The 19,607-nt window shown below is 65.7% G+C and carries 18 protein-coding genes and 2 pseudogenes; 15 read left to right on the top strand and 5 right to left on the bottom strand.

The window, feature by feature from the left end; genetic code table 11:
* Positions 1 to 79: 79 nt before the first annotated feature.
* From BST47_RS12140 to BST47_RS31080, 3 genes are all read left to right on the top strand, one after another.
* Entirely contained in the window at positions 80 to 1,957 is a 1,878-nt protein-coding gene (locus BST47_RS12140) for an alpha/beta hydrolase family protein (protein ID WP_234809670.1), read from the top strand.
* A gap of 98 nt (positions 1,958 to 2,055) precedes the next feature.
* Complete coding sequence (locus BST47_RS12145) at positions 2,056 to 2,265, top strand: hypothetical protein (RefSeq protein WP_083125781.1); 210 nt, start codon at positions 2,056 to 2,058, stop codon at positions 2,263 to 2,265.
* Between the two features lie 39 nt (positions 2,266 to 2,304).
* Positions 2,305 to 2,460 (top strand): DUF6131 family protein, encoded by a 156-nt coding sequence (locus tag BST47_RS31080; protein WP_170311149.1) that lies wholly within the window; start codon positions 2,305 to 2,307, stop codon positions 2,458 to 2,460.
* Here BST47_RS31080 and BST47_RS12150 read toward each other — a convergent pair.
* Positions 2,457 to 3,092 (bottom strand): SACE_7040 family transcriptional regulator, encoded by a 636-nt coding sequence (locus tag BST47_RS12150; protein WP_083125782.1) that lies wholly within the window; start codon positions 3,090 to 3,092, stop codon positions 2,457 to 2,459. The genes BST47_RS31080 and BST47_RS12150 overlap by 4 nt on opposite strands.
* Positions 3,093 to 3,188: 96 nt before the next feature.
* Between BST47_RS12150 and BST47_RS12155 the strand changes: the two genes are divergently transcribed.
* From BST47_RS12155 to BST47_RS12205, 12 genes and pseudogenes are all read left to right on the top strand, one after another.
* The gene (locus BST47_RS12155) at positions 3,189 to 4,739 is read left to right on the top strand and encodes a carboxyl transferase domain-containing protein (protein ID WP_083125783.1); all 1,551 of its coding nucleotides are present in this window, start codon (positions 3,189 to 3,191) and stop codon (positions 4,737 to 4,739) included.
* Positions 4,720 to 6,735 (top strand): acetyl/propionyl/methylcrotonyl-CoA carboxylase subunit alpha, encoded by a 2,016-nt coding sequence (locus BST47_RS12160; RefSeq protein ID WP_083125784.1) that lies wholly within the window; start codon positions 4,720 to 4,722, stop codon positions 6,733 to 6,735. Before BST47_RS12155 ends, BST47_RS12160 begins: the two co-directional genes overlap by 20 nt.
* Positions 6,732 to 7,892 (top strand): acyl-CoA dehydrogenase family protein, encoded by a 1,161-nt coding sequence (locus BST47_RS12165; protein WP_083125785.1) that lies wholly within the window; start codon positions 6,732 to 6,734, stop codon positions 7,890 to 7,892. The genes BST47_RS12160 and BST47_RS12165 overlap by 4 nt, the downstream gene beginning before the upstream one ends.
* A gap of 17 nt (positions 7,893 to 7,909) precedes the next feature.
* Positions 7,910 to 8,389: a MaoC family dehydratase gene (locus BST47_RS12170; RefSeq protein ID WP_083125870.1), complete on the top strand. Its 480-nt coding sequence runs from the start codon at positions 7,910 to 7,912 to the stop codon at positions 8,387 to 8,389.
* Positions 8,389 to 9,195 (top strand): HpcH/HpaI aldolase/citrate lyase family protein, encoded by an 807-nt coding sequence (locus tag BST47_RS12175; protein ID WP_083125786.1) that lies wholly within the window; start codon positions 8,389 to 8,391, stop codon positions 9,193 to 9,195. Before BST47_RS12170 ends, BST47_RS12175 begins: the two co-directional genes overlap by 1 nt.
* Before the next feature lie 67 nt (positions 9,196 to 9,262).
* Positions 9,263 to 9,736, top strand: coding sequence for a MarR family winged helix-turn-helix transcriptional regulator (locus BST47_RS12180; RefSeq protein WP_083125787.1), 474 nt, complete (start codon positions 9,263 to 9,265; stop codon positions 9,734 to 9,736).
* Positions 9,737 to 9,808: 72 nt separating this feature from the next.
* The gene (locus BST47_RS12185; RefSeq protein WP_083125788.1) at positions 9,809 to 10,963 is read left to right on the top strand and encodes a sulfotransferase family protein; all 1,155 of its coding nucleotides are present in this window, start codon (positions 9,809 to 9,811) and stop codon (positions 10,961 to 10,963) included.
* Positions 10,953 to 12,266, top strand: coding sequence for a hypothetical protein (locus BST47_RS12190; protein ID WP_083125789.1), 1,314 nt, complete (start codon positions 10,953 to 10,955; stop codon positions 12,264 to 12,266). The genes BST47_RS12185 and BST47_RS12190 overlap by 11 nt, the downstream gene beginning before the upstream one ends.
* A gap of 39 nt (positions 12,267 to 12,305) precedes the next feature.
* Positions 12,306 to 12,395: pseudogene (locus BST47_RS31085) on the top strand (CoA ester lyase); the annotation flags it as partial.
* Positions 12,396 to 12,496: 101 nt separating this feature from the next.
* Positions 12,497 to 13,605, top strand: a pseudogene (gene pdhA / locus BST47_RS12195) (pyruvate dehydrogenase (acetyl-transferring) E1 component subunit alpha).
* A 1-nt stretch (position 13,606) separates the two neighbouring features.
* Complete coding sequence (locus BST47_RS12200; protein ID WP_083125790.1) at positions 13,607 to 14,665, top strand: alpha-ketoacid dehydrogenase subunit beta; 1,059 nt, start codon at positions 13,607 to 13,609, stop codon at positions 14,663 to 14,665.
* Entirely contained in the window at positions 14,662 to 15,846 is a 1,185-nt protein-coding gene (locus BST47_RS12205; protein WP_083125791.1) for a dihydrolipoamide acetyltransferase family protein, read from the top strand. Before BST47_RS12200 ends, BST47_RS12205 begins: the two co-directional genes overlap by 4 nt.
* Positions 15,847 to 15,851: 5 nt before the next feature.
* On the opposite strand, the gene BST47_RS12210 is transcribed toward BST47_RS12205, so the two are convergent.
* The 4 genes from BST47_RS12210 to BST47_RS12225 form a co-directional block, all read right to left on the bottom strand.
* Positions 15,852 to 16,604 carry an enoyl-CoA hydratase gene (locus tag BST47_RS12210; protein ID WP_083125792.1) on the bottom strand — a complete coding sequence of 251 codons (753 nt, stop codon included), beginning with the start codon at positions 16,602 to 16,604 and terminating at the stop codon, positions 15,852 to 15,854.
* Between the two features lie 38 nt (positions 16,605 to 16,642).
* Complete coding sequence (locus BST47_RS12215; protein ID WP_083125871.1) at positions 16,643 to 17,011, bottom strand: hypothetical protein; 369 nt, start codon at positions 17,009 to 17,011, stop codon at positions 16,643 to 16,645.
* 60 nt (positions 17,012 to 17,071) lie between these two features.
* The gene (locus BST47_RS12220) at positions 17,072 to 18,520 is read right to left on the bottom strand and encodes a PE-PPE domain-containing protein (RefSeq protein WP_083125793.1); all 1,449 of its coding nucleotides are present in this window, start codon (positions 18,518 to 18,520) and stop codon (positions 17,072 to 17,074) included.
* 104 nt (positions 18,521 to 18,624) lie between these two features.
* Positions 18,625 to 19,590 (bottom strand): acyl-CoA dehydrogenase family protein, encoded by a 966-nt coding sequence (locus BST47_RS12225; RefSeq protein ID WP_083125794.1) that lies wholly within the window; start codon positions 19,588 to 19,590, stop codon positions 18,625 to 18,627.
* Between the last annotated feature and the right edge of the window lie 17 nt (positions 19,591 to 19,607).

Genomic DNA, 19,607 nt, shown 5'->3' on the forward strand with positions numbered 1-19,607 from the left:
TCATGGCAAAGGTTGGGTCCGCCCGCACTGTCGCGATCGCCACGTTTACCGCCCACGACCTCGGTTTACTCTGGTTGCGATGGCTGAGCAGGTTCGTCGCGTCTACGGGGCATCGATGTCGCCGGACGCCACCGCGTTCGCACACATAGTCGACGACGGCGGGTACCCGCGCGCCGTGCAGCGGTTCCTGCGTGGCTGGCGGGCAAGTTCCTCTCGTGACGTCGAATTGCCTGTCGAGGGTCCGGTGAATCGGGTCATGCATTCCGCGGACGGATACTGGCTCGCGTGTGAGGTGGCACCAGAGGGTGGGTCTCGAAGCCAGATCTGGGTGGTCACAACCGATCCCGACGACCGCGACGCTCGCCGCATCGACAAGTGGCCTACTGGAGCCACCGAAGGCAACGCAGAACTGATCGGTTGGGACGGCACCCGGGTCGCGGCGATCCTGACAGGTGATGACGGTGTCGGCAGCTCGTGCCTGATCGATCCGGCCGACGGGATCACCGTGGTGCTGGACCGGCGGTCGGGCGGCAGGCTGGTCGACGCGTGGGCGGGGTCCGCACTTGTGCGGGTCGGGCCACGCGGCTACCGCGAACTCATCATGTTGCGCGGATCTACCGAAATCGCTTTGCTGCCCTACGATCCCGGTTCCACCACCGACAAGGGAATCATCCTCGACGACCACGTTCCGCGCCGTCTCCGAGCTGGTCTGGAGGGCGAGTCTTACGAGCTGTATCAGCCGTCGACCGCGACCGGGCTCACCGGCACCGAAGGGTATGTGCGTGCGCTGATCCGCAGCGAGAACGGCGCCGAACATGCCCGGCTGCTCGAGGTCACTACCACCGAAGACGGGGTGGCGTATCAGGTCATCGCCGAGCGACCGGGATACGAACTCGACGAGTTCACCGTCAGCGACGACCTGTCCACCGTGGCCATACTGTGGAATATCAACGGCGCCAGCGAATTACAGATCCTGGAACTCGCCGACTACACGGCGTACCCGCCGATTCCGCTGCCCGGGATGGTGGCCGGTGAGCTGAGTATCAGCGCCGGGGGCTCGATGCTGGCGATGACGGTCGAAAGCCCGTCGATGCCTGCGACTGTCGAACTGGTCGATCCCCGTACTCGCGAATGGGAGCCCGTCGACCGAGAGCCGAGTCTTGGTCCGGTGTCAGCCGATCCGACGCTGGAGACCATCACGGCGCGTGACGGTCTGAGGTTCACCGGCTGGCTGTTCCGGCCACCCGACGGGGTCACGCCGATAGGCGCGATGTTGTTCCTGCACGGCGGGCCCGAAGGGCAGGGTAGGCCCGGTTACAACGAGTTCTTCCCGCCCCTGCTCGAGGCAGGCATTTCGGTGTTCTTGCCGAACGTGCGCGGCTCAGGAGGGTTCGGCCGTTCCTTCATGCATGCCGACGACAGAGAGAAGCGATTCGCGGCCATCGACGATGTCGCGGATGCGGTGAACTTCCTGGCCCAGAACGGTCACGCGCATCCCGATCGCATCGCATGCTGCGGTTGGTCATACGGCGGCTACCTGACGCAGGCTGCGCTTACCTTCCATCCCGAACTGTTTGCCGCGGGCATCAGCATTTGCGGTATGAGCGATTTGAACACGTGGTACCGCAGCACCGAGCCGTGGATCGCCGCCGCCGCCTACCCGAAGTACGGTCATCCCGTCAGCGACCGCGACCTGCTCGAGGAACTGTCACCGCTGCAGCGGGTGGATTCGCTGACCGCGCCGCTGCTGCTCGTCCACGGCGCCAACGACACCAACGTCCCTCCGGACGAGTCACTGCAGATGTACTCCGCTCTGAGGGCACGTGGGCGCACCGCCGAACACCTGGTATTCGATGATGACGGCCACGAGATCGACAAGCGGGAAAACCGCGCCGTGCTGGTCAAGGCCATGTGCGAATGGCTCCTCACAGCTTTCTCACCGCGACGGGAACCGTAGCCGGATCGTTGCCATTCCCAGGTTTGGGAAAATTTTCTGCCGGGTAAACACGCTGCGTGCGCGCCGATTTGGGGCGCAATTAGAGATGGAGGCGCAGCATGCGAGGTGGTGGGCTACTCGGAGTTCTAGTGCTCATCTGGTTGCTGATCGGCGCATTTGCGGCCTATCAGCGCGGTTACTTTGAAACTGGCGCAACCAACTGCGCGACTGCGGGGAGTATCGCACTCACGGTCGTCGTCGGCCCGCTGAACTACGCGGGAGTCAATCCGAAGGTGGCGGACTGCAACATCCCGGAGCCCAGTCAATAGTCCACTAGCAGTTGATAATTTAAGAGAAATGGAGTCACGATGATTATCCTCGGAATCATCCTCGCTGTACTCGGTTACATTTTCGGCATCAGCGTTTTGACGACAATCGGTGTAATCCTGGTAGTTATCGGAGCCGTCTTCTGGATTCTCGGGTCCGTCGGACGTCCCGTCGGTGGCCGTAGAGCCTGGTACTAACCGCTTACGGTCTCCGCGGCCGAGGTCAGCGCAGCAACCGTCATCGCTCGAAGGACGGCACGCTCGCTGGCCTCGGCCCTTTTCGTGGCACTTGGTTTCACTGAATGTGGCGTCGAATTCAGCAGTCCGAACGTCGCGTGCGCCATCAGCCGGGCATCGTCTTCCCCGAGAGACTTATTCACCTGCCGCAACACATCTACCCAGATCTCGACATACTGCCGCTGGGCCTTTCGGACCTGACGTTTGGCGTTCGGCGGCAGGTTGGGAAGGTCACGATCCTGGATGCGGATCAAATCGGATTCACCGAGTGCGAAGTCCAGGTGAAAGTCGACCAGCCCATCGAGCGCGGACCGCGCATCGTCAGCCCGCGCGACGACCTCGGTCGCGCCGGCCAGCAGGCGTGTGCTGATTCCCACCAGCAATTCGACGAGCAGCGCTTCTTTGTTGGGGAAGTGGCGGTAGATCGCCGGTCCGCTGACGCCGGCGGCGGCGCCGATGTCCTCCAGTCGCACGGCGAGATATCCCCGCTCGGCCACCAGTCGCTCAGCCGCGGCGATCAGTTGAGATCGGCGGTCGGATTTGGCCTTGCTGCGGCGCGTCGCAGCCAGATCAGGCACCGAAGTGGAGGCCATCGACACACTCCAAACGCGCTGGTGGACATTTCGGTTAATCGTGACTAACATATCACGAGTTAGTCGTCATTAACTCAACCGAACGGGTTTTCTGCGATGACAACGCGGATTTCGCATCGCGAGGACCACCTCGAGCTGGTGGGTCGATTGCGCGCCAAGCTCGCCGCTGCGGCGCTCGGTGGCCCCGTACGTGCCCGCGAACGCCACGTCAGCCGGGGCAAGCTGCTGCCGCGCGACCGCGTCGACGGCCTCCTGGACGCCGGCAGCCCGTTTCTCGAACTGACACCGCTTGCCGCCGACGGCATGTACGACGACGAGTGCCCCGGTGCGGGCATGATCGCCGGCATCGGACGCGTCTCAGGACGCGAGTGCGTGATCATCGCCAACGATGCGACCGTCAAGGGCGGCACCTACTACCCGATCACCGTCAAGAAGCACTTGCGCGCGCAGGAGGTTGCCGGCCAGAACCGACTGCCGTGCATCTATCTGGTCGACTCTGGCGGGGCATTCCTGCCCCGTCAGGACGAGGTGTTCCCCGACCGCGAGCACTTCGGCCGCATCTTCTACAACCAGGCCAACCTGTCCGCCCAGGGCATTCCGCAGATTGCTGCTGTGCTCGGCTCGTGCACGGCCGGTGGCGCGTATGTGCCGGCCATGAGCGACGAGGCCGTGATCGTCCGCAATCAGGGCACGATCTTCCTCGGTGGTCCGCCGCTGGTGAAGGCCGCGACCGGCGAGGTCGTCACCGCCGAGGAACTCGGCGGTGGCGATCTGCACTCCAAAACCTCCGGCGTCACGGATCATTTGGCACACGACGACCGCGACGCGTTGCGCATCGTCCGCCGCATCGTCGGAACGCTGGGCCCGCGCGAGCCGCTGCCATGGGATGTGCGGCAGACGGTCGACGCGGTCGCCGACCAGACCGAACTGTACGACGTGGTGCCCGTCGACTCCCGTGTGCCGTACGACGTCCACGAAGTGATCACCCGAATCGTCGACGGCGCAGAGTTCGCCGAGTTCAAGGCCGAGTACGGCAGCACGTTGGTAACCGGGTTCGCGCACATCCACGGTCACCCGGTCGGCATCATCGCCAACAACGGTGTGTTGTTCAGTGAGTCGGCCCTCAAGGGTGCACATTTCATCGAGCTCTGCGACAAGCGCAGTACGCCACTGTTGTTCCTGCAGAACATCTCCGGCTTCATGGTGGGCCGTGACTACGAGGCCGGGGGCATCGCCAAGCACGGCGCGAAGATGGTCACCGCGGTTGCCTGCGCCAGGGTGCCGAAGCTGACCGTCGTGATCGGCGGTTCGTACGGCGCAGGGAACTACTCGATGTGCGGGCGGGCGTATTCGCCGCGCTTTCTGTGGATGTGGCCGAACGCGAGGATCTCGGTGATGGGCGGCGAACAGGCCGCCTCGGTGCTTGCGACGGTGCGTGGCGACATGAGTCCCGAGGATGAGGAGAAGTTCAAGGCGCCAATCCGTCAGCAGTATGAGGATCAGGGCAACCCCTACTATTCGACGGCACGACTGTGGGACGACGGCGTGATCGACCCGGCGGACACTAGAACCGTTCTCGGCCTTGCGCTTTCAGTTGTCGGACAGGCTCCGCTGGAGCCGGTCTCCTATGGCGTGTTCCGGATGTGATGACGTGAACACCTTCAACACAGTCTTGATTGCCAACCGCGGCGAGATCGCCGTCCGTGTCATCCGCACACTGCGAGCGATGGGTATCCGTTCGGTCGCGGTGTTCAGTGACGCCGACGCCGGCGCCCGTCACGTCGCCGAAGCCGATGTTGCCGTGAACATCGGGCCTGCCGCCGCGCGTGAGAGCTATCTCGACATCGACGCGGTGGTCGCGGCGGCCCGGCGCACCGGGGCGCAGGCGGTGCACCCGGGTTACGGGTTCCTTTCGGAGAACGCACAGTTCGCGGCTGCCCTGCAGTCCGCGCGCATCGTGTTCATCGGCCCGCCCGTCGGGGCGATCGAGACGATGGGCGACAAGATCGCCGCCAAGGCCGCGGTATCGGCATTCGGTGTGCCCGTCGTTCCCGGTGTGTCACGGCCCGGCCTCACCGATGCCGACCTGATCGCCGGTGCCGACGAGGTCGGATACCCGGTCCTGGTGAAGCCGTCTGCGGGCGGCGGCGGCAAGGGCATGCGGGTCGTTCGTGAGCCGGCGGAATTGGCGGCCGCGCTGGCCAGCGCGCGCCGCGAGGCCGCGTCGGCCTTCGGTGACGACACCCTGTTCCTCGAGCGGTTCGTGTTGAACCCGAGGCACATCGAGGTGCAGGTGCTCGCCGACGGCTTCGGCAATGTGGTGCATCTGGGTGAACGTGAATGCAGCCTGCAACGCCGCCATCAGAAGGTGATCGAAGAGGCGCCCTCGCCACTTTTGGATGCGGGCACTCGCGCCCGCATCGGCGCCGCGGCCTGCGATACGGCCCGCAGCGTGCAATACGCCGGAGCGGGCACCGTCGAGTTCATCGTGTCCGCCGACCGGCCGGACGAGTTCTTCTTCATGGAGATGAACACCCGGTTACAGGTCGAGCACCCGGTGACCGAAATGGTCACCGGCGTCGACCTCGTCGAACAACAGGTGCTCATCGCCGCGGGGCACAAGCTGCCGTTCAGCCAGGACGACATCACTTTGACCGGGCACGCCATCGAGGCGCGCGTCTACGCCGAGGACCCCGGCCGTGGCTTCCTGCCGACCGGCGGCACCGTGCTGGGCCTTGCCGAGCCCGGTGGCCGCGGGGTACGCCTCGACTCCGGGTTGAAAACCGGCACCGTGGTCGGCAGCGACTACGACCCGATGCTGTCGAAGGTCATCGCGCACGCCGAGGATCGTGCCGGCGCTATCCGCGCCCTCGATACGGCCCTGTCGCAGACCGCTGTCCTCGGTGTCGTCACGAACATCGAGTTTCTGCGATTCCTGCTGGCCGATCCTGACGTCGTCGCCGGCGACCTCGACACCGGTCTGCTCGACCGCCGCATGCCGGACTTCGAGTCCGCGAAGCCGAGTGACCGCGAGTTGATCGCCGCGGCCGCCCACAAGTGGCTGCGCGCCTGGCCCGACCCGGTCACCGACCTGTGGGCGGTGCCGTCGGGATGGAGGCTCGGAGAGCCCGCGCCGACGGCGCTTCGCCTGCATTGCGGTGACCGCACCGATCACGTCTACCTGACCGGGACCCCGGCGACCGCGACCGCGGCTGTCGAGGACGGCGAATCTCACGTGCTGTCAGCGTCTCTCGACGGCGATATGCTCACGATTACCCTGGATGGGCTGCGAACCGAGTACCTGGTCGCGGCCGTCGACGGGCGGACCTGGCTGTCCGGCGACGGGAACACCGCCGTCGTCGACGAGGTTCGGGAAGCGCCCGTGCGTCCCGACGACGAACTGGGCGGCGACGCCGAGCTGACGAGCCCAATGCCGGGTTCGGTTGTCGCCGTAAGCGTTTCCGGCCGTGACGCGGTCGAGGCCGGAACCGTCGTAGTGACCGTCGAGGCCATGAAGATGGAACACGCACTGACCTCCCCGGTCGCGGGTGTGGTCGAGCTACTCGTCGCCGTCGGCGACCAGGTCAAGGTGGGTCAGACATTGGCCCGGATCACTGCTAGTGAGAAAGCAGATCAGACATGAGCGATTTTCTGGCGACGGGCATGCTGCCCGATCACTATGAGCAGCTGGCCAAGACGGTCCGCGACTTCGCGCAGAGCGTGGTGGCCCCCGTCGCCGCCAAACACGATGAAGAGCACTCGTTTCCGTACCAGGTCGTCGCCGGCATGGCCGATATGGGGTTGTTCGGCCTGCCGTTCCCCGAGGAATACGGCGGTATGGGCGGTGACTACTTCGCGCTGTGCCTGGCGCTGGAGGAGCTCGGCAAGGTCGATCAGAGCGTGGCCATCACGCTGGAGGCCGGAGTTTCGCTGGGCGCCATGCCGGTGTACCGCTTCGGCAACGAGGAGCAGAAGCAGCAGTGGCTGCCGCTGCTGGCGAGCGGTAAGGCGCTCGGGGCGTTCGGCCTGACCGAGGCCGGTGGCGGCACCGATGCGGGCGCGACGAGGACGACGGCCAAGCTCGACGACGGGCACTGGATAATCAACGGCTCCAAGCAGTTCATCACCAATTCGGGGACCGACATCACCAAGCTCGTCACCGTCACGGCGGTCACGGGGCAAACGGACCGTAGGAAAGAGATCTCGTCGATCCTGGTGCCTGTGCCGACACCGGGGTTCACCGCAGAGCCGGCGTACAACAAGGTCGGATGGAACGCGTCGGACACCCACCCGCTGAGTTTCGACGACGTGCGGGTACCGCAGGAGAACCTGCTCGGTGAGCGGGGCCGCGGTTACGCCAACTTCCTGCGCATCCTCGATGAGGGCCGCATCGCCATCGCCGCGCTGTCGGTCGGCGCCGCGCAGGGTTGCGTCGACGAATGCGTGAAGTACGCCAAGGAGCGGGAGGCGTTCGGTCAGAAGATCGGCGCCTACCAGGCAATCGCGTTCAAGATTGCTCGCATGGAGGCGCGTGCACACTCCGCCCGAACCGCGTACTACGACGCGGCGGCCTTGATGCTGGCGGGCAAGCCGTTCAAGAAGGCCGCCGCAATCGCCAAGCTGGTGGCCAGCGAGGCGGCCATGGACAACTCCCGCGATGCCACGCAGGTGTTCGGCGGCTACGGCTTCATGAACGAGTATGCGGTCGCACGTCACTACCGCGACAGCAAGATCCTTGAAATCGGTGAGGGAACGACGGAGGTGCAGCTGATGCTGATCGCACGCGAGGCCGGCCTGTGAGTGGACGAGAAGAGTCCATGAAGGTCATTGTCCAGCGCGGTCTGTGGTTCGAGGAATTCGAAACCGGTGTGCTGTACCAGCATCGGCCGGGACGGACGATCACCGAGGCGGACAATGTCCTGTTCACCACCCTGACGATGAACACCCAGGCACTGCACCTGGATGCCGCGTTCTCCGATGCGCTGCCGCCGTTCAACCAGCGGCTGGTCAATTCGATGTTCACGCTGTCGACTCTGGTCGGGTTGTCGGTGGCGCAGCTGACGCAGGGCACGATCGTCGGGAATCTCGGGTTCGGTGAAGTCGCGTTCCCGAAGCCGCTTTTCCACGGTGACACGCTGTACGCGGAGACCGAGATCACCGAGAAGCGGGAATCGAAGAGCAGGCCGGGGGAGGGCATCGTCACCTTCTCCCACATCGGCCGCAATCAGCACGGTGACATCGTGGCGACCGCGTCCCGCAAGACCATGGTGCGCAAGCGGCCCGACGGGGAGGCCTGATGGCGTTAGGCAGCAACGGTCCGGCCTGGCTGTTCTGTCCTGCCGACCGCCCTGAACGGTTCGAGAAGGCCGCCGCCGCAGCCGATGTCGTCATCCTCGACCTCGAGGACGGTGTCGCCGCGAAGGACCGCGAAGCCGCACGCCAGGCGCTGATCGACACGCCGCTGAATCCCGCCCGCACCGTGGTCCGGATCAACCCGAGTGCAACGCCGGACCATCAACTCGATCTCGATGCATTGGCGCGCACCGACTACACCGTCGTGATGCTGGCGAAAACCGAATCACCGCGCCAGGTCCGCGATCTCGCACCACGCGAGGTGGTCGTGCTGATCGAGACACCGCTCGGCGCCTTGGAGGTCAGCGAACTGGCGCGCATGGACAACGCGTTCGCGGTCATGTGGGGCGCAGAGGATCTGTTCGCCGTCACCGGCGGCACCGCCAACCGGTGGCCCGACGGTAGTTACCGCGACGTCGCCAGACATGTGCGGTCGCAGAGTCTGCTTGCCGCCAAGGCGTACGGCAAGATCGCGTTGGATTCCGTTTATCTCAACATCAAGGACCTCGACGGCCTCCGCGCGGAAAGTGACGACGCGGTCGCAGTGGGCTTCGACGCCAAGGTCGCCATCCATCCATCGCAGGTAGCGGTCATTCGCGATGCCTACGCGCCGACAGACGAGCAGTTCGACTGGGCACGGGCGGTTCTCGCGGCTGCCCGCGATGAGCGCGGAGTGTTCCAATTCGAGGGTTTGATGGTCGATGCCCCGGTGCTTCGGCGCGCTGAACGGATCGTCGCGTCCGCGACGTAGGGACGAGCTCGCACCGGCTTCATGCCCGCCTTTGAGCGTCATCCCGCAGTGCGTGCATGATTTGCCAATGGCGTTGTCAGGCAGGCAAGGGTCGCTGGACTCCATCAACCACACGCTGGCCAGGGTGATGCGGCTGAGCGGCAGTCGCTCCATGTTCGCCCGGCAGGCGGTGGCCGCCGGTGTGGATCTGGCGCAGCCGTCCTACGTCCTGCTCCGAACCCTCATCGACGAGGGACCGCTCCCGATGGGTGGTCTGGCGCGTATCGCTCACATGGACGTGGGCATGGCGGCACGGCAGGTCAACGCACTGGTCGAGGCGCGGCTGGTCACTCGACAGCCGGATCCTGCGGACGGACGAGTGTCACTCGTTGCGGCGAGCCCTGATGGCCACCGGGTCGCGGGAGCACTGCAGGACGTGCGGCGGCGCCACCTGCAGCGGGCACTGTCCGGATGGTCGGCTTCCGAGCTGGAGGACTTCGATCGGCTTCTGACGCGGTTCCTCGCGGACACAACGGCAACTTCGATCGACGACGAACCATGAAGACAGGCGTCAAAAAGAGTGCGCTCGGGTAGTTGCTTGACATTGTCAAATTCCTAGGGCTAGCCTCCTTGGATGGGTGCCGGGTGGCGCTACTACTTCGACTGGGCCAACTACCGCACGATGCTGAGGCTGTTGCGCGAGGAGCCGAATCCGGTGCGACGCCGAAAAATGTTCTGTGCGTTCCTGATCGGTGTGCCGACGATCGCCGCTATCCACGCCATCTGCTTCGCGCTGGATCCCATTCTGTTCCCTTCGCTGCGTAGGGCACAGGTGCGCGAGCCGACGTTTTGTGTCGGACATGCCCGCAGTGGCACCACCTATCTGCATCGGTTGATGGCAAAGGACCCTCAGTTCAGCTACGTGCTGATGTACGAGATGTTCTTTCCGTCGCTTCTCGAGAAGCGCCTCCTCCGGCTGCTGTTCCGAATCGATGACGTGACGGGGAAGCGCCTCCGACGCAAACTCGATGCGATCGAAGAGAGCGCGTTCGCTGAGACCAATGACATGCACAAGACGGGGTTCTTCGCCCCCGAAGAGGACGACTTCCTGTTGACGTGGTCGCTGGGCTCCGGTTTCTGGATAGTGATGTTCCCCTACATGGGTGAGCTGGATTTCTACCACGTCGACCGCTGGAGCGAAGACAAGCGTAGGCGTGTGATGACCTTCTACAAGGAATGTGTCCGGCGTCAGATCGTCCTGAATGGCGGAGGAACCCACCTGAGTAAGAACCCGACCTTTTGCGGGCGCGTCGAGGCCCTCATCGAGACGTTCCCCGATGCGAGATTCGTTGTGCCAGTGCGCAACCCCTACGAGACGATCCCGAGCCTCCTCAAGATGCTGCAAAAGGAGTGGACCCTGCGCGGACGCGACGATCAGTTGATCAAGAACTCGCTGCGCGTTCTGGCCGACCAGTCGTTCGATGCCTACGAACATCCGCTCGAGGTGCTGGCGCGACATCCGGAAACGCGTTCGTGCGTGGTCGACTACCGGGACCTGGTGAGCAGGCCTGCGCTCACGATGCGCCGCGTCTACGAGGAGTTGGGGCTCGAGCTGGGGCCCGCGGTCGCCGAGGCAATCGACTCCGCATTGGGACAAGGCCATGAGTCGGCCCACCGATACTGCCTCGAAGAATTCGGCCTTGATCCACACGAGATCCACACCCAGTTGGCCGGCCTTTTCGATCGCTTCAACTGGGAGACAAAAGGAGACGACGCAATTGTCAACTGAGTCAAGCGCGACCGCACTCCGCGCCGCCTGGACCGACTTGATCGACGGACTGAACAGGGCCAGGGACGCGATCGACTCACCGGATCTGCACGCGCCCCCACAGACCGAGCGGGGGCTCGCCGAGGGATACCGCTACCTACTCGGCTTCACATTCGGCGCGATCGAGCGCGCCTTGTGTGAAGACCCCGCGTTCCCATACTTCCGCCGCGCAATTCAGCCGGTGGACAAGGCGACCATCGACAATGCCGACGCCCTGTACCTGTCGGCGTCGATCGACGGTGGCGCCACTTACCGGGTGCGGGGCAGGCTGGTGGGCCTCAAGGCGCCGCAGTACATGATTTTCGAAGCGCACACCGCATACGCCGGAGACTCGGGCACATTGGCGGAACTCAGCCCGACCGAACGCGCCATCACCGGATCGCTCGACAGCACCGGCCTGGTCGTGGCCGACGATGGTCAATTCGAGATCCTCGTCGCCCCGGCGCGGCCCGCCGATCACATCGGCAACTTCATCGCCTCGCGTCAGGTCATCGGCGACGACACGAAAGATGCCCGATTCTTGATCGTGCGCATGCTTTTTCACGACTGGGAAAACGAGCTGTCGCCCGATCTCCAGATCGTCCAGGCTGGCGGGGAGGGTGCGCATCCGCCGCCGATCGACCCGTCTGCCGCGGCTATCAAGATACGTCGAGTCGGCGAGATCGTCGAGAATCAGATGAAGTTCTGGAACGAGTTCTACGACGTCGTCTTGGAGGCACACGGTGATCGGAATGGCGATGGCCAAACGTTCATGCCTCGGAACGGGCTCAACGAACCCGCGCGGGCGAACCTCGCGACGGGCGGCGGTCAGTGCACCAACGTCTATTCCGGCGGTATGTTCGACCTCGGCGCGGATGAGGCCCTGCTGATCGAGATCGACGCCCCAGTCGAGCCGGCCTACACCGGCTTTCATCTCGGCAATCTGTGGGGTGAGTCGTTGGACTATGCCAACCACGTGACCAGTCTCAACGGATTTCAAGCCGAAGCAGACACCGACGGCGTGACCCGATTCGTGATCGCCCACCGCGATCCCGGTGTGCCGAACTGGCTGGACACCACTGGCCAGACGCAAGGGTTCCTCACCGCGCGGTGGACCTACCCTGAGCCTCCTGACGAACTCCCGAAGGTCAATGTCAGCAAGATGGCGTTCGGCGAGGTGCGTCAGCACCTCCCCGCCGCCACCCGCGTCGTCTCTCCCGGCGAACGCAATGAGCAGATCCGGATCCGTCAGGAACACGTTCAACGGAGATATCGCCAGTACTGACGTGCGACACGTCCTCACCGCCGGCCGCGATCAGATGCTGTCTTCCAATGCGAGGGCATAATGGTTGATGCCCCAGTACTGCGGCGAGCTGAGCGCATCGTCGCGTTAGCGCCACACCCCGGCAGCTGACGGACGAGCCCCCCACCAGGGGTTCTGCTCCGATCGCCTCCGTGCTGAGCACCTCAGTCGCCTGACGGCGCGACCCGCCGTCAGTGACCCTAGGAGGCGGTATGGCAGGGATCGATGCGACCCCGCGGACGTCTGGGATAGCGCCAGGCGTCGAGCTGGAGCCGATACAGCTGGTGGCTCCCGATGGGACGCCGACCGCCGAGTCCCGATACCGAAGAGACCTCCCGCCCGAGACCCTGGCCTGGCTCTACGAGTCGATGGTCGTCACCCGCGAACTCGACATCGAGTTCGTCAACCTGCAGCGACAGGGTGAGCTGGCACTGTTCGCATCCTGCCGCGGTCAGGAGGCCGCGCAGATCGGAACCGCAGCCTGCCTGCCCAAGACCGACTGGCTGTTCCCGCAGTACCGAGAGATCGGCGCATTTCTGCTGCGCGGACTCACGCCGGCGCAGATGGGAGCGGTCTGGCGCGGCAAATGGCACGGGGGGCTCGAGTTCACCGAGAAGTGCGTCGCGCCGATCTCGATCCCGATCGGAACCCAGGGTCTGCATGCGGTCGGCGCGGCGATGGCGGCGCAACGGCTTGGCGAGGATTCGGTGACCTTGACGTTCATGGGCGACGGCGCCACCAGCGAAGGCGACGCGCACGAGGCGCTGAACTTCGCGGCGGTGTTCAACGCGCATGCATCTTCGTCGTGCAGAACAACCACTGGGCGATCTCGGTCCCGGTCCACAGGCAGCAGGCCGGACCGTCCATCGCCCACCGCGCCATCGGCTACGGGATGCCCGGAGTTCGGGTGGACGGCAACGACGTGCTGGCCTGTTACGCCGTGACGGCCGAGGCCGCCAAACGCGCCAGGGGCGGTGGCGGCCCGACGCTGATCGAGGCGATCACCTATCGGATGGGTCCGCACACCACCTCCGACGACCCCACCCGTTACCGGTCCGACGAGGAACTCGACTACTGGGCGGCGCGCGACCCGATTCAGCGCTACCGGAAGTACCTGCAGTCGGCAGGTGTGTGGAGCGAGCGGCTCGAGGAGCGGGTTGCCGCCAAATCGAAGCGATTACGCGCCGAGCTGCGGGAGTCGGTCGTCGACGCCGACGATTTCGACATCACCGACGTGTTCGACACCGTGTACCACGACATCACCCCGGACTTGCTGGCGCAGCGAGAACAGGTGCTGGCGGAGATCGCGAAGGAGGCCTGACATGACTCAGATCATCGAGCGGCCGACCTTCCACGGGGACGACGAACCGCGCCGACCGTTGCTGACCACCGTGCCGGACGCCCCGACGCTGACCATGGCGCAGGCGATCAACCGCGCACTGCACGACGCGATGGCAACCGATGAGCGTGTGCTCGTGTTCGGCGAGGATGTCGCCACGCTCGGAGGTGTCTTCCGGGTCACCGAGGGACTCGCTGAAACCTTCGGTGAGCAAAGGTGTTTCGACACTCCGCTGGCGGAGTCGGCGATCATCGGCATCGCGATCGGCATGGCGATCCGCGGCTTGGTACCCGTCCCGGAGATCCAATTCGACGGGTTCGCCGCGCCGGCGTTCGACCAGATCGTCAGTCATCTCGCGAAGTACCGGATGCGAACCCGCGGCGACATCGAGATGCCGGTGACCATCCGGATCCCGTCGTTCGGCGGAATCGGGGCCGTCGAACACCATTCGGAGTCGACCGAGAGCTACTGGTTGCACACCGCGGGTTTGAAGGTGGTGGCGCCGTCGACCCCGACCGACGCGTACTGGCTGCTGCGACAGTCGATCACGTGCCGCGATCCGATCGTCTTCCTGGAACCCAAACGCCGGTATTGGTTACGTGAACCCGTCGACACCGTCACCCCGGGCCTGCCGATCGGGCGGGCGGCGATCCGGCGTAGCGGAGACGACGTCACGGTGGTGACCTATGGACCGCTGGTCGCCACGGCCGTGAGCGCCGCCGAACTGGCTGCGCAGCACCACGGTTGGAGCATCGAGGTCGTCGACCTACGGTCGCTGAACCCGCTGGACTTCGATACGGTCGCCGAATCGGTGCGGCGCACGGGTCGCGCTGTAGTCATGCACGAGGGGCCCCGCACGCTGGGCTTCGGTGCCGAACTCGCGGCGCGCATCCAGGAGGAGTTGTTCTATGACCTCGAGGCACCGGTCTTGCGCGCGACCGGATTCGACACCCCGTTCCCGCCCGCACGGCTGGAGAAGCTGTGGCTACCGGGCGTCGACCGGCTTCTGGATTGCGTCGAGCGGACGCTGGAGGCGCCATGACCGGCCAGGTGCGGGACTTCCTCGTTCCCGATCTCGGTGAGGGGCTGGAGGACGCGACGATCACGAGCTGGAGCGTCGCGGTCGGCGACACCGTCGAGCTCAACCAGACACTGTGCACGGTCGAGACCAACAAGGCAGAGGTGGAGATCCCGAGTCCGTTCGCCGGGCGGATCGCCGAGCTCGGCGGCGGCGAGGGTGAAACGCTGAATGTCGGTGCGGTGCTGGCCCGTATCGAGACGGAAACGCCGACGGCGGTGGAGACCAAGCGTAAACCGGTCCTGGTCGGCTACGGCGCCGACGACGAGATGGACGAAACCAGGCGAACCCCGCCGTCCACGTCGACCCGACCACGCGCGAAGCCTCCGGTGCGAAAGTTGGCATCGGAGCTGAACGTCGACCTCAACGCGCTGGTGGGCTCGGGCGCCGACGGTGTCATCACCCGCGAGGACGTCTTGGCGTCGGCGGGGAGGTCCGCACCGAGCCCCGACATGGTGGCGGTGCGCGGTGTGCGGGCGGAGATGGCCCATCGAATGTCGCTGTCGCGCAAGGAGATACCCGATGCCCATGCCAGCGTACAGGTCGACGGGACGAACCTGGTGCGGCTGCGCGACCGCATGCGTGACCAGGTGGGCGACGACGTGTCGATCACACCGTTCGTACTCACGTTGCGGCTGTTGACGATTGCGCTCACCCACCACCAGAACCTCAACGCGACATGGGTGGATACCACCGAAGGTCCGCAGATCCATCTGCACTCCGCGGTGCATCTGGGATTCGGTGTCGCGGCGCCGCGCGGCCTACTGGTGCCCGTTGTCAAAGACGCCCAGGACAAGACGACCCGCGAGCTCGCCGACATGGTCGCCCGGCTGATTCGGGACGCGCGGTCCGGCACGCTCATGCCGACCGAACTGCAGGGCTCGACGTTCACGGTGTCCAACTTCGGCGCGCTCGGGCTCGACGACGGCGTCCCGGTCATCAACTATCCGGAGGCGGCGATCCTCGGGATGGGCTCGCTGAAGCCGCGCCCCATAGTCGTCGACGGAGAAGTCGTGGCGCGGCCGACGATGTCGCTCACGTGCGCGTTCGACCATCGCATCATCGACGGCGCGCAGGCCGCCGCATTCTTGGCCGAATTGCGCGGCCTCATCGAGTCGCCCGAACTGGCGCTGCTCGACCTTTAGCTAGCTCACCGGCGCTTGGCGGCCTCGAGTCGGCGCGCGAACTCCGGTGATTCGATGGAGGTCGCCTGCGGGCCCAGTTCGGTGTCCACCGCGATGCGGTGCTGGTCGCTGTCGATGAATCCGGGGTTGGCGGTAGCGCGCATCGAGGCCTTTGTCGCGAGAACCACCTCGCGCGGCGCGGCGGCCGGTCCCGCGGCGAGTTCGCGCGCGGCGGCCACGGGATCCTCGGCGACCTTGAGCGCGAGTCCGTGGCGCACCGCCGTCTCGGCGTCGAAGCTCATCCCGAACAGCAGCGACGCGCGGGCCACCTGCGGGCCGACCGCGCGCTGCAGCATCCACGTGGCACCGCCGCCGGGATGGATGCCCAGCTTCTGGAAGCGCGGATCGAAGAGCGCGTGGGGACCGGCGATGCGGACATCCGCGGCTAGTGCGAGGTTCAACCCGGCGCCGACCGCCGCGCCGTTGACGGCGGCGATCGTGGGCAACCTGCAGTTGGCGACCGCGATGAATCCGTCGTAAATCACGCGCAGGCCGTCCTCGGTGGCCTCGCCGAGCGCGGTCAGATTCGCGCCCGCGCAGAATGCCTTCCCGGCGCCGGTGACGATCAGCGCATGCACATCGGTGTCGGCTTCGGCGGCATCCACTGCGGCACGCAACGCCGCAGAGATCTCGAAAGTGACCGCGTTGCGGCGGTCGGGATCGTTGATGGTGATGACGGCGACGTGGTGGTCGACGTGAACCAGTACGAGATCAGACACGCGGCTCAGCCTAGTGACCGCTCACCGACCGCTGTGAGTCAGGCGATCGTCAGCGTGACGTTGTGCAGCGCCACCGCGACATCGGTGGGCAGGATGTCGACGAACGTCGCGGCGTCGCGCTGGGCGGGGCCGGACGCGATGACGTTGCCCGGAAAGCTGGGGCTGCACGGGAAGTTGTGGCAGCGGTACCAGAACCCGGGCGCGCTTTGATACGGGAACATGCTCGGGGCCTGATTGACCCGGTAGTGGCCCGGCGGGATGAACGCCGTCGCCCACCCGTCGCGCGGATTGGTGGTGACGTTGAAGACGCCGTTGCTGCCGTAGCTCGGTGGTGCGGCATCGGCAGGGACGGCCACTCCCAGCGCCAACAGTGCGGCGCCCGCTGCCGCCGCGACCTTCGTCTTCACGTCGTGGAGTGTATCCACAGCGTCGCCCGGCCGAGGCGGATCTCGCGACGACGGCACCCGTCACGCCGCCGCGGCGCCGCCGTTGTTCGCGTCGGTGGATCCGCCGGGTTCGGTGCCGTCGCCGTTGCCGCCCTCACCCGGGTCGCTCGGCGGCGGGTCCGTCGGCTGTACGGTGCCTTCGCCGTCCTTCGGCTCGCCCGGCGTCGTGTCAGCGATGCCTTGGGCGTCGTTGCCGCCGCGGTCGCCGGGCCTGACCTTGAGACCGTCCCGTACGACGTTCAGCAGCGGCCGTTTTGTCAGCTTCGGCTTCTGCGGCTTCGGATACTCCGACTGCGCGGCCGCGTGGGCGGCCTGCTCGAGTTGTTCGGCGATCGAAGGCTTGTCTTCGGTCGCAAAAGGCTCGGGCATGTCGGTGGTCGGCTCAATTATGTTGGCGGCCGGCAGGTTACTCGACTGCAGTGGCGCCACCACCGCGGCGAACGTGCGCTCGATCGTCTCGGGGATCTTCGCGATCGTCGTCCGAATGTCGGCGCCCGACGGGAGGAACGCACCGGGGCGATAGGCGCTCGGATCGCTCGGAATCGGGTTGCCCTCGTAGTAGCCGAAGTTGACCAGCAGCTCCAGCACTGGGTCGAGGACGTCGGCGACGTAGTCGCCGAGGTAGGTGCGAATCAGCTTGGTCAGCGGCAGCTCGTCCGTCGTATAGGTGACGTACGTCGTGTTGTCCCGCGTCGTGACGTAGGCCGTGATTCGGTCGCCCGGCGAGCTGCACCGTGCGTCCGGACAATCCAGCACGGCGCCGCTCTCGGTGATCGCGCACGTGTTGGCGTTGCACGTGACCGCCGGTGTGCCGTCGGCATTGACCGGCAGGTCTATCTCAGCCTGATTCAGGCGCGTGTTCAGGTATGCCGCCAGTGAATTGACCGCCGAGAACGGGTTCAGCACATATGACGGGGCATTCGAGTTGTAGTCGTACTGGTAGCCGACGTTCACCGCCGCTTGAGCCGGCACCTCGCTGGGGGTCGGAATCGGGTTGACGCCGATGAGGGCGAACCACGGATAGCGGGTGCCGAAGCCACCGTCGGGACGGGCGACATCGTTGTCCAGGATGAAGACGGTGTTCGCGTAGGCCGGATCCTGCGTCAACAGCAGCAAACTCGCGTTCGCCGCGCCCCAGCCCGAGGAGATGACGGCGTTCTGCTCGCCGGCGTTCGCGTCCAGCGCGGCTCTGATGCCGGCGGGGCCCTCACGGAAGTTCACGCGGACGATGTCCGTGCCGTCGGCTCCGGTGTACATCGGGTCGCGGAACTTCCCGCCGTAGAAGTCCTCGACGCCCTCTCCGCTGGGATTTGTCGAGCTACCGACGACGATGAGGGCGGCGAGGTCGACAAGGGATGCGGAGATGGATGCGGGCTGAGTGACTGCAACGGCACCAACGCTGGCTGCGACCCCCACCACGGCAGCGCCGATCGCGACCTTGACCGCGCGTTTTCTGCCAGACTCCACCATTGGCGCGCCCCTCCGAAGCGATTTCGCAGCAAACCTGTTGCCCACCGGGCATGGTACGCGAGATCGCCGATTTTCGGCACTCCGGCCGGCGATACTTCTGCCGATCAGGCGCCCACTGCTTCGTCGAGCACAGCGGCGGCCAGTCGGCACCCCGTATGCACGTCCCGCCACAGGCGAGTAACCGGATCGGTCAGCTCGAGCGCATGGCGACTGTTGCCGAGAATGTGGTCGGCGGCGGCCCTCGCCCTGGCCACCGCTTGCCAATATGCCCGGGCATCGGCCGCTTCGGCATCCGGACGCCGCAACGCATCGATGATCTGGAGCTTGGCCGCGTCGATGTCGGATGCGGCCCGGGCCACTTGCGCAGGGGCGGCGTTGGCCAGCTCGCCGCCGCTGTAGGACGTGGCAAGCCGAGCCCGCATCTGTTCGACGTGGTGGCGCCAGACTCCCTCGGCCGAGCCTGTCACCGCCGCGGCCGCACCGGCCATGGCGATCGCTGCGGCACGCTGGTCACCTGCAAACGCGTGGCTGTCGTCGACGACGTGACCGGCGATCGTCACGTCGCAGGCGCCTGCGACGGCGAAACCCTCGCGACGCGGTTCGAGCCGTGCGGCGGCACGCGGCACGAGGACACGGCGGGCGTTCTCCGTGGGCAGCACCAGCCAGTCGGCATATCCGGCGCCGACGACCGATTCCCACCGGCCGGCCAGCCGCTGATCGGGCCCGACGCCACCCGAGCCGCGATGCGCGGTGGTAGCCACCGCTTCCGGATCCGAACCCCATACCGCGTGGACAACAGCCTCTGGGAGCGTCGCGATTTGGTGGGCGGCCGCATGGAACATCGCCGCGAGCCACCCGAGCGATCCGTCGAGAGACGCGAGTTCGCAGATCTGCGAAACGAACTCGTCGGCACCCAATTCCGACCCGCCGTGCCGCGCGGGACGCATCGCGTGTCCGGCTATCGAACCGTGGAGCCCGACAAGTGATTCAGCCGTGACCGCGTCGGATTCGCTGGCCAGCTTGTCGAGAATGGCGGTGACGACACGCGGAACGGTCGTCTGCTCGGCCATACTCACCTCCACGCGGG

The organism is Mycolicibacterium tusciae (assembly GCF_002086795.1).
GTDB classification, from domain to species: domain Bacteria; phylum Actinomycetota; class Actinomycetes; order Mycobacteriales; family Mycobacteriaceae; genus Mycobacterium; species Mycobacterium tusciae.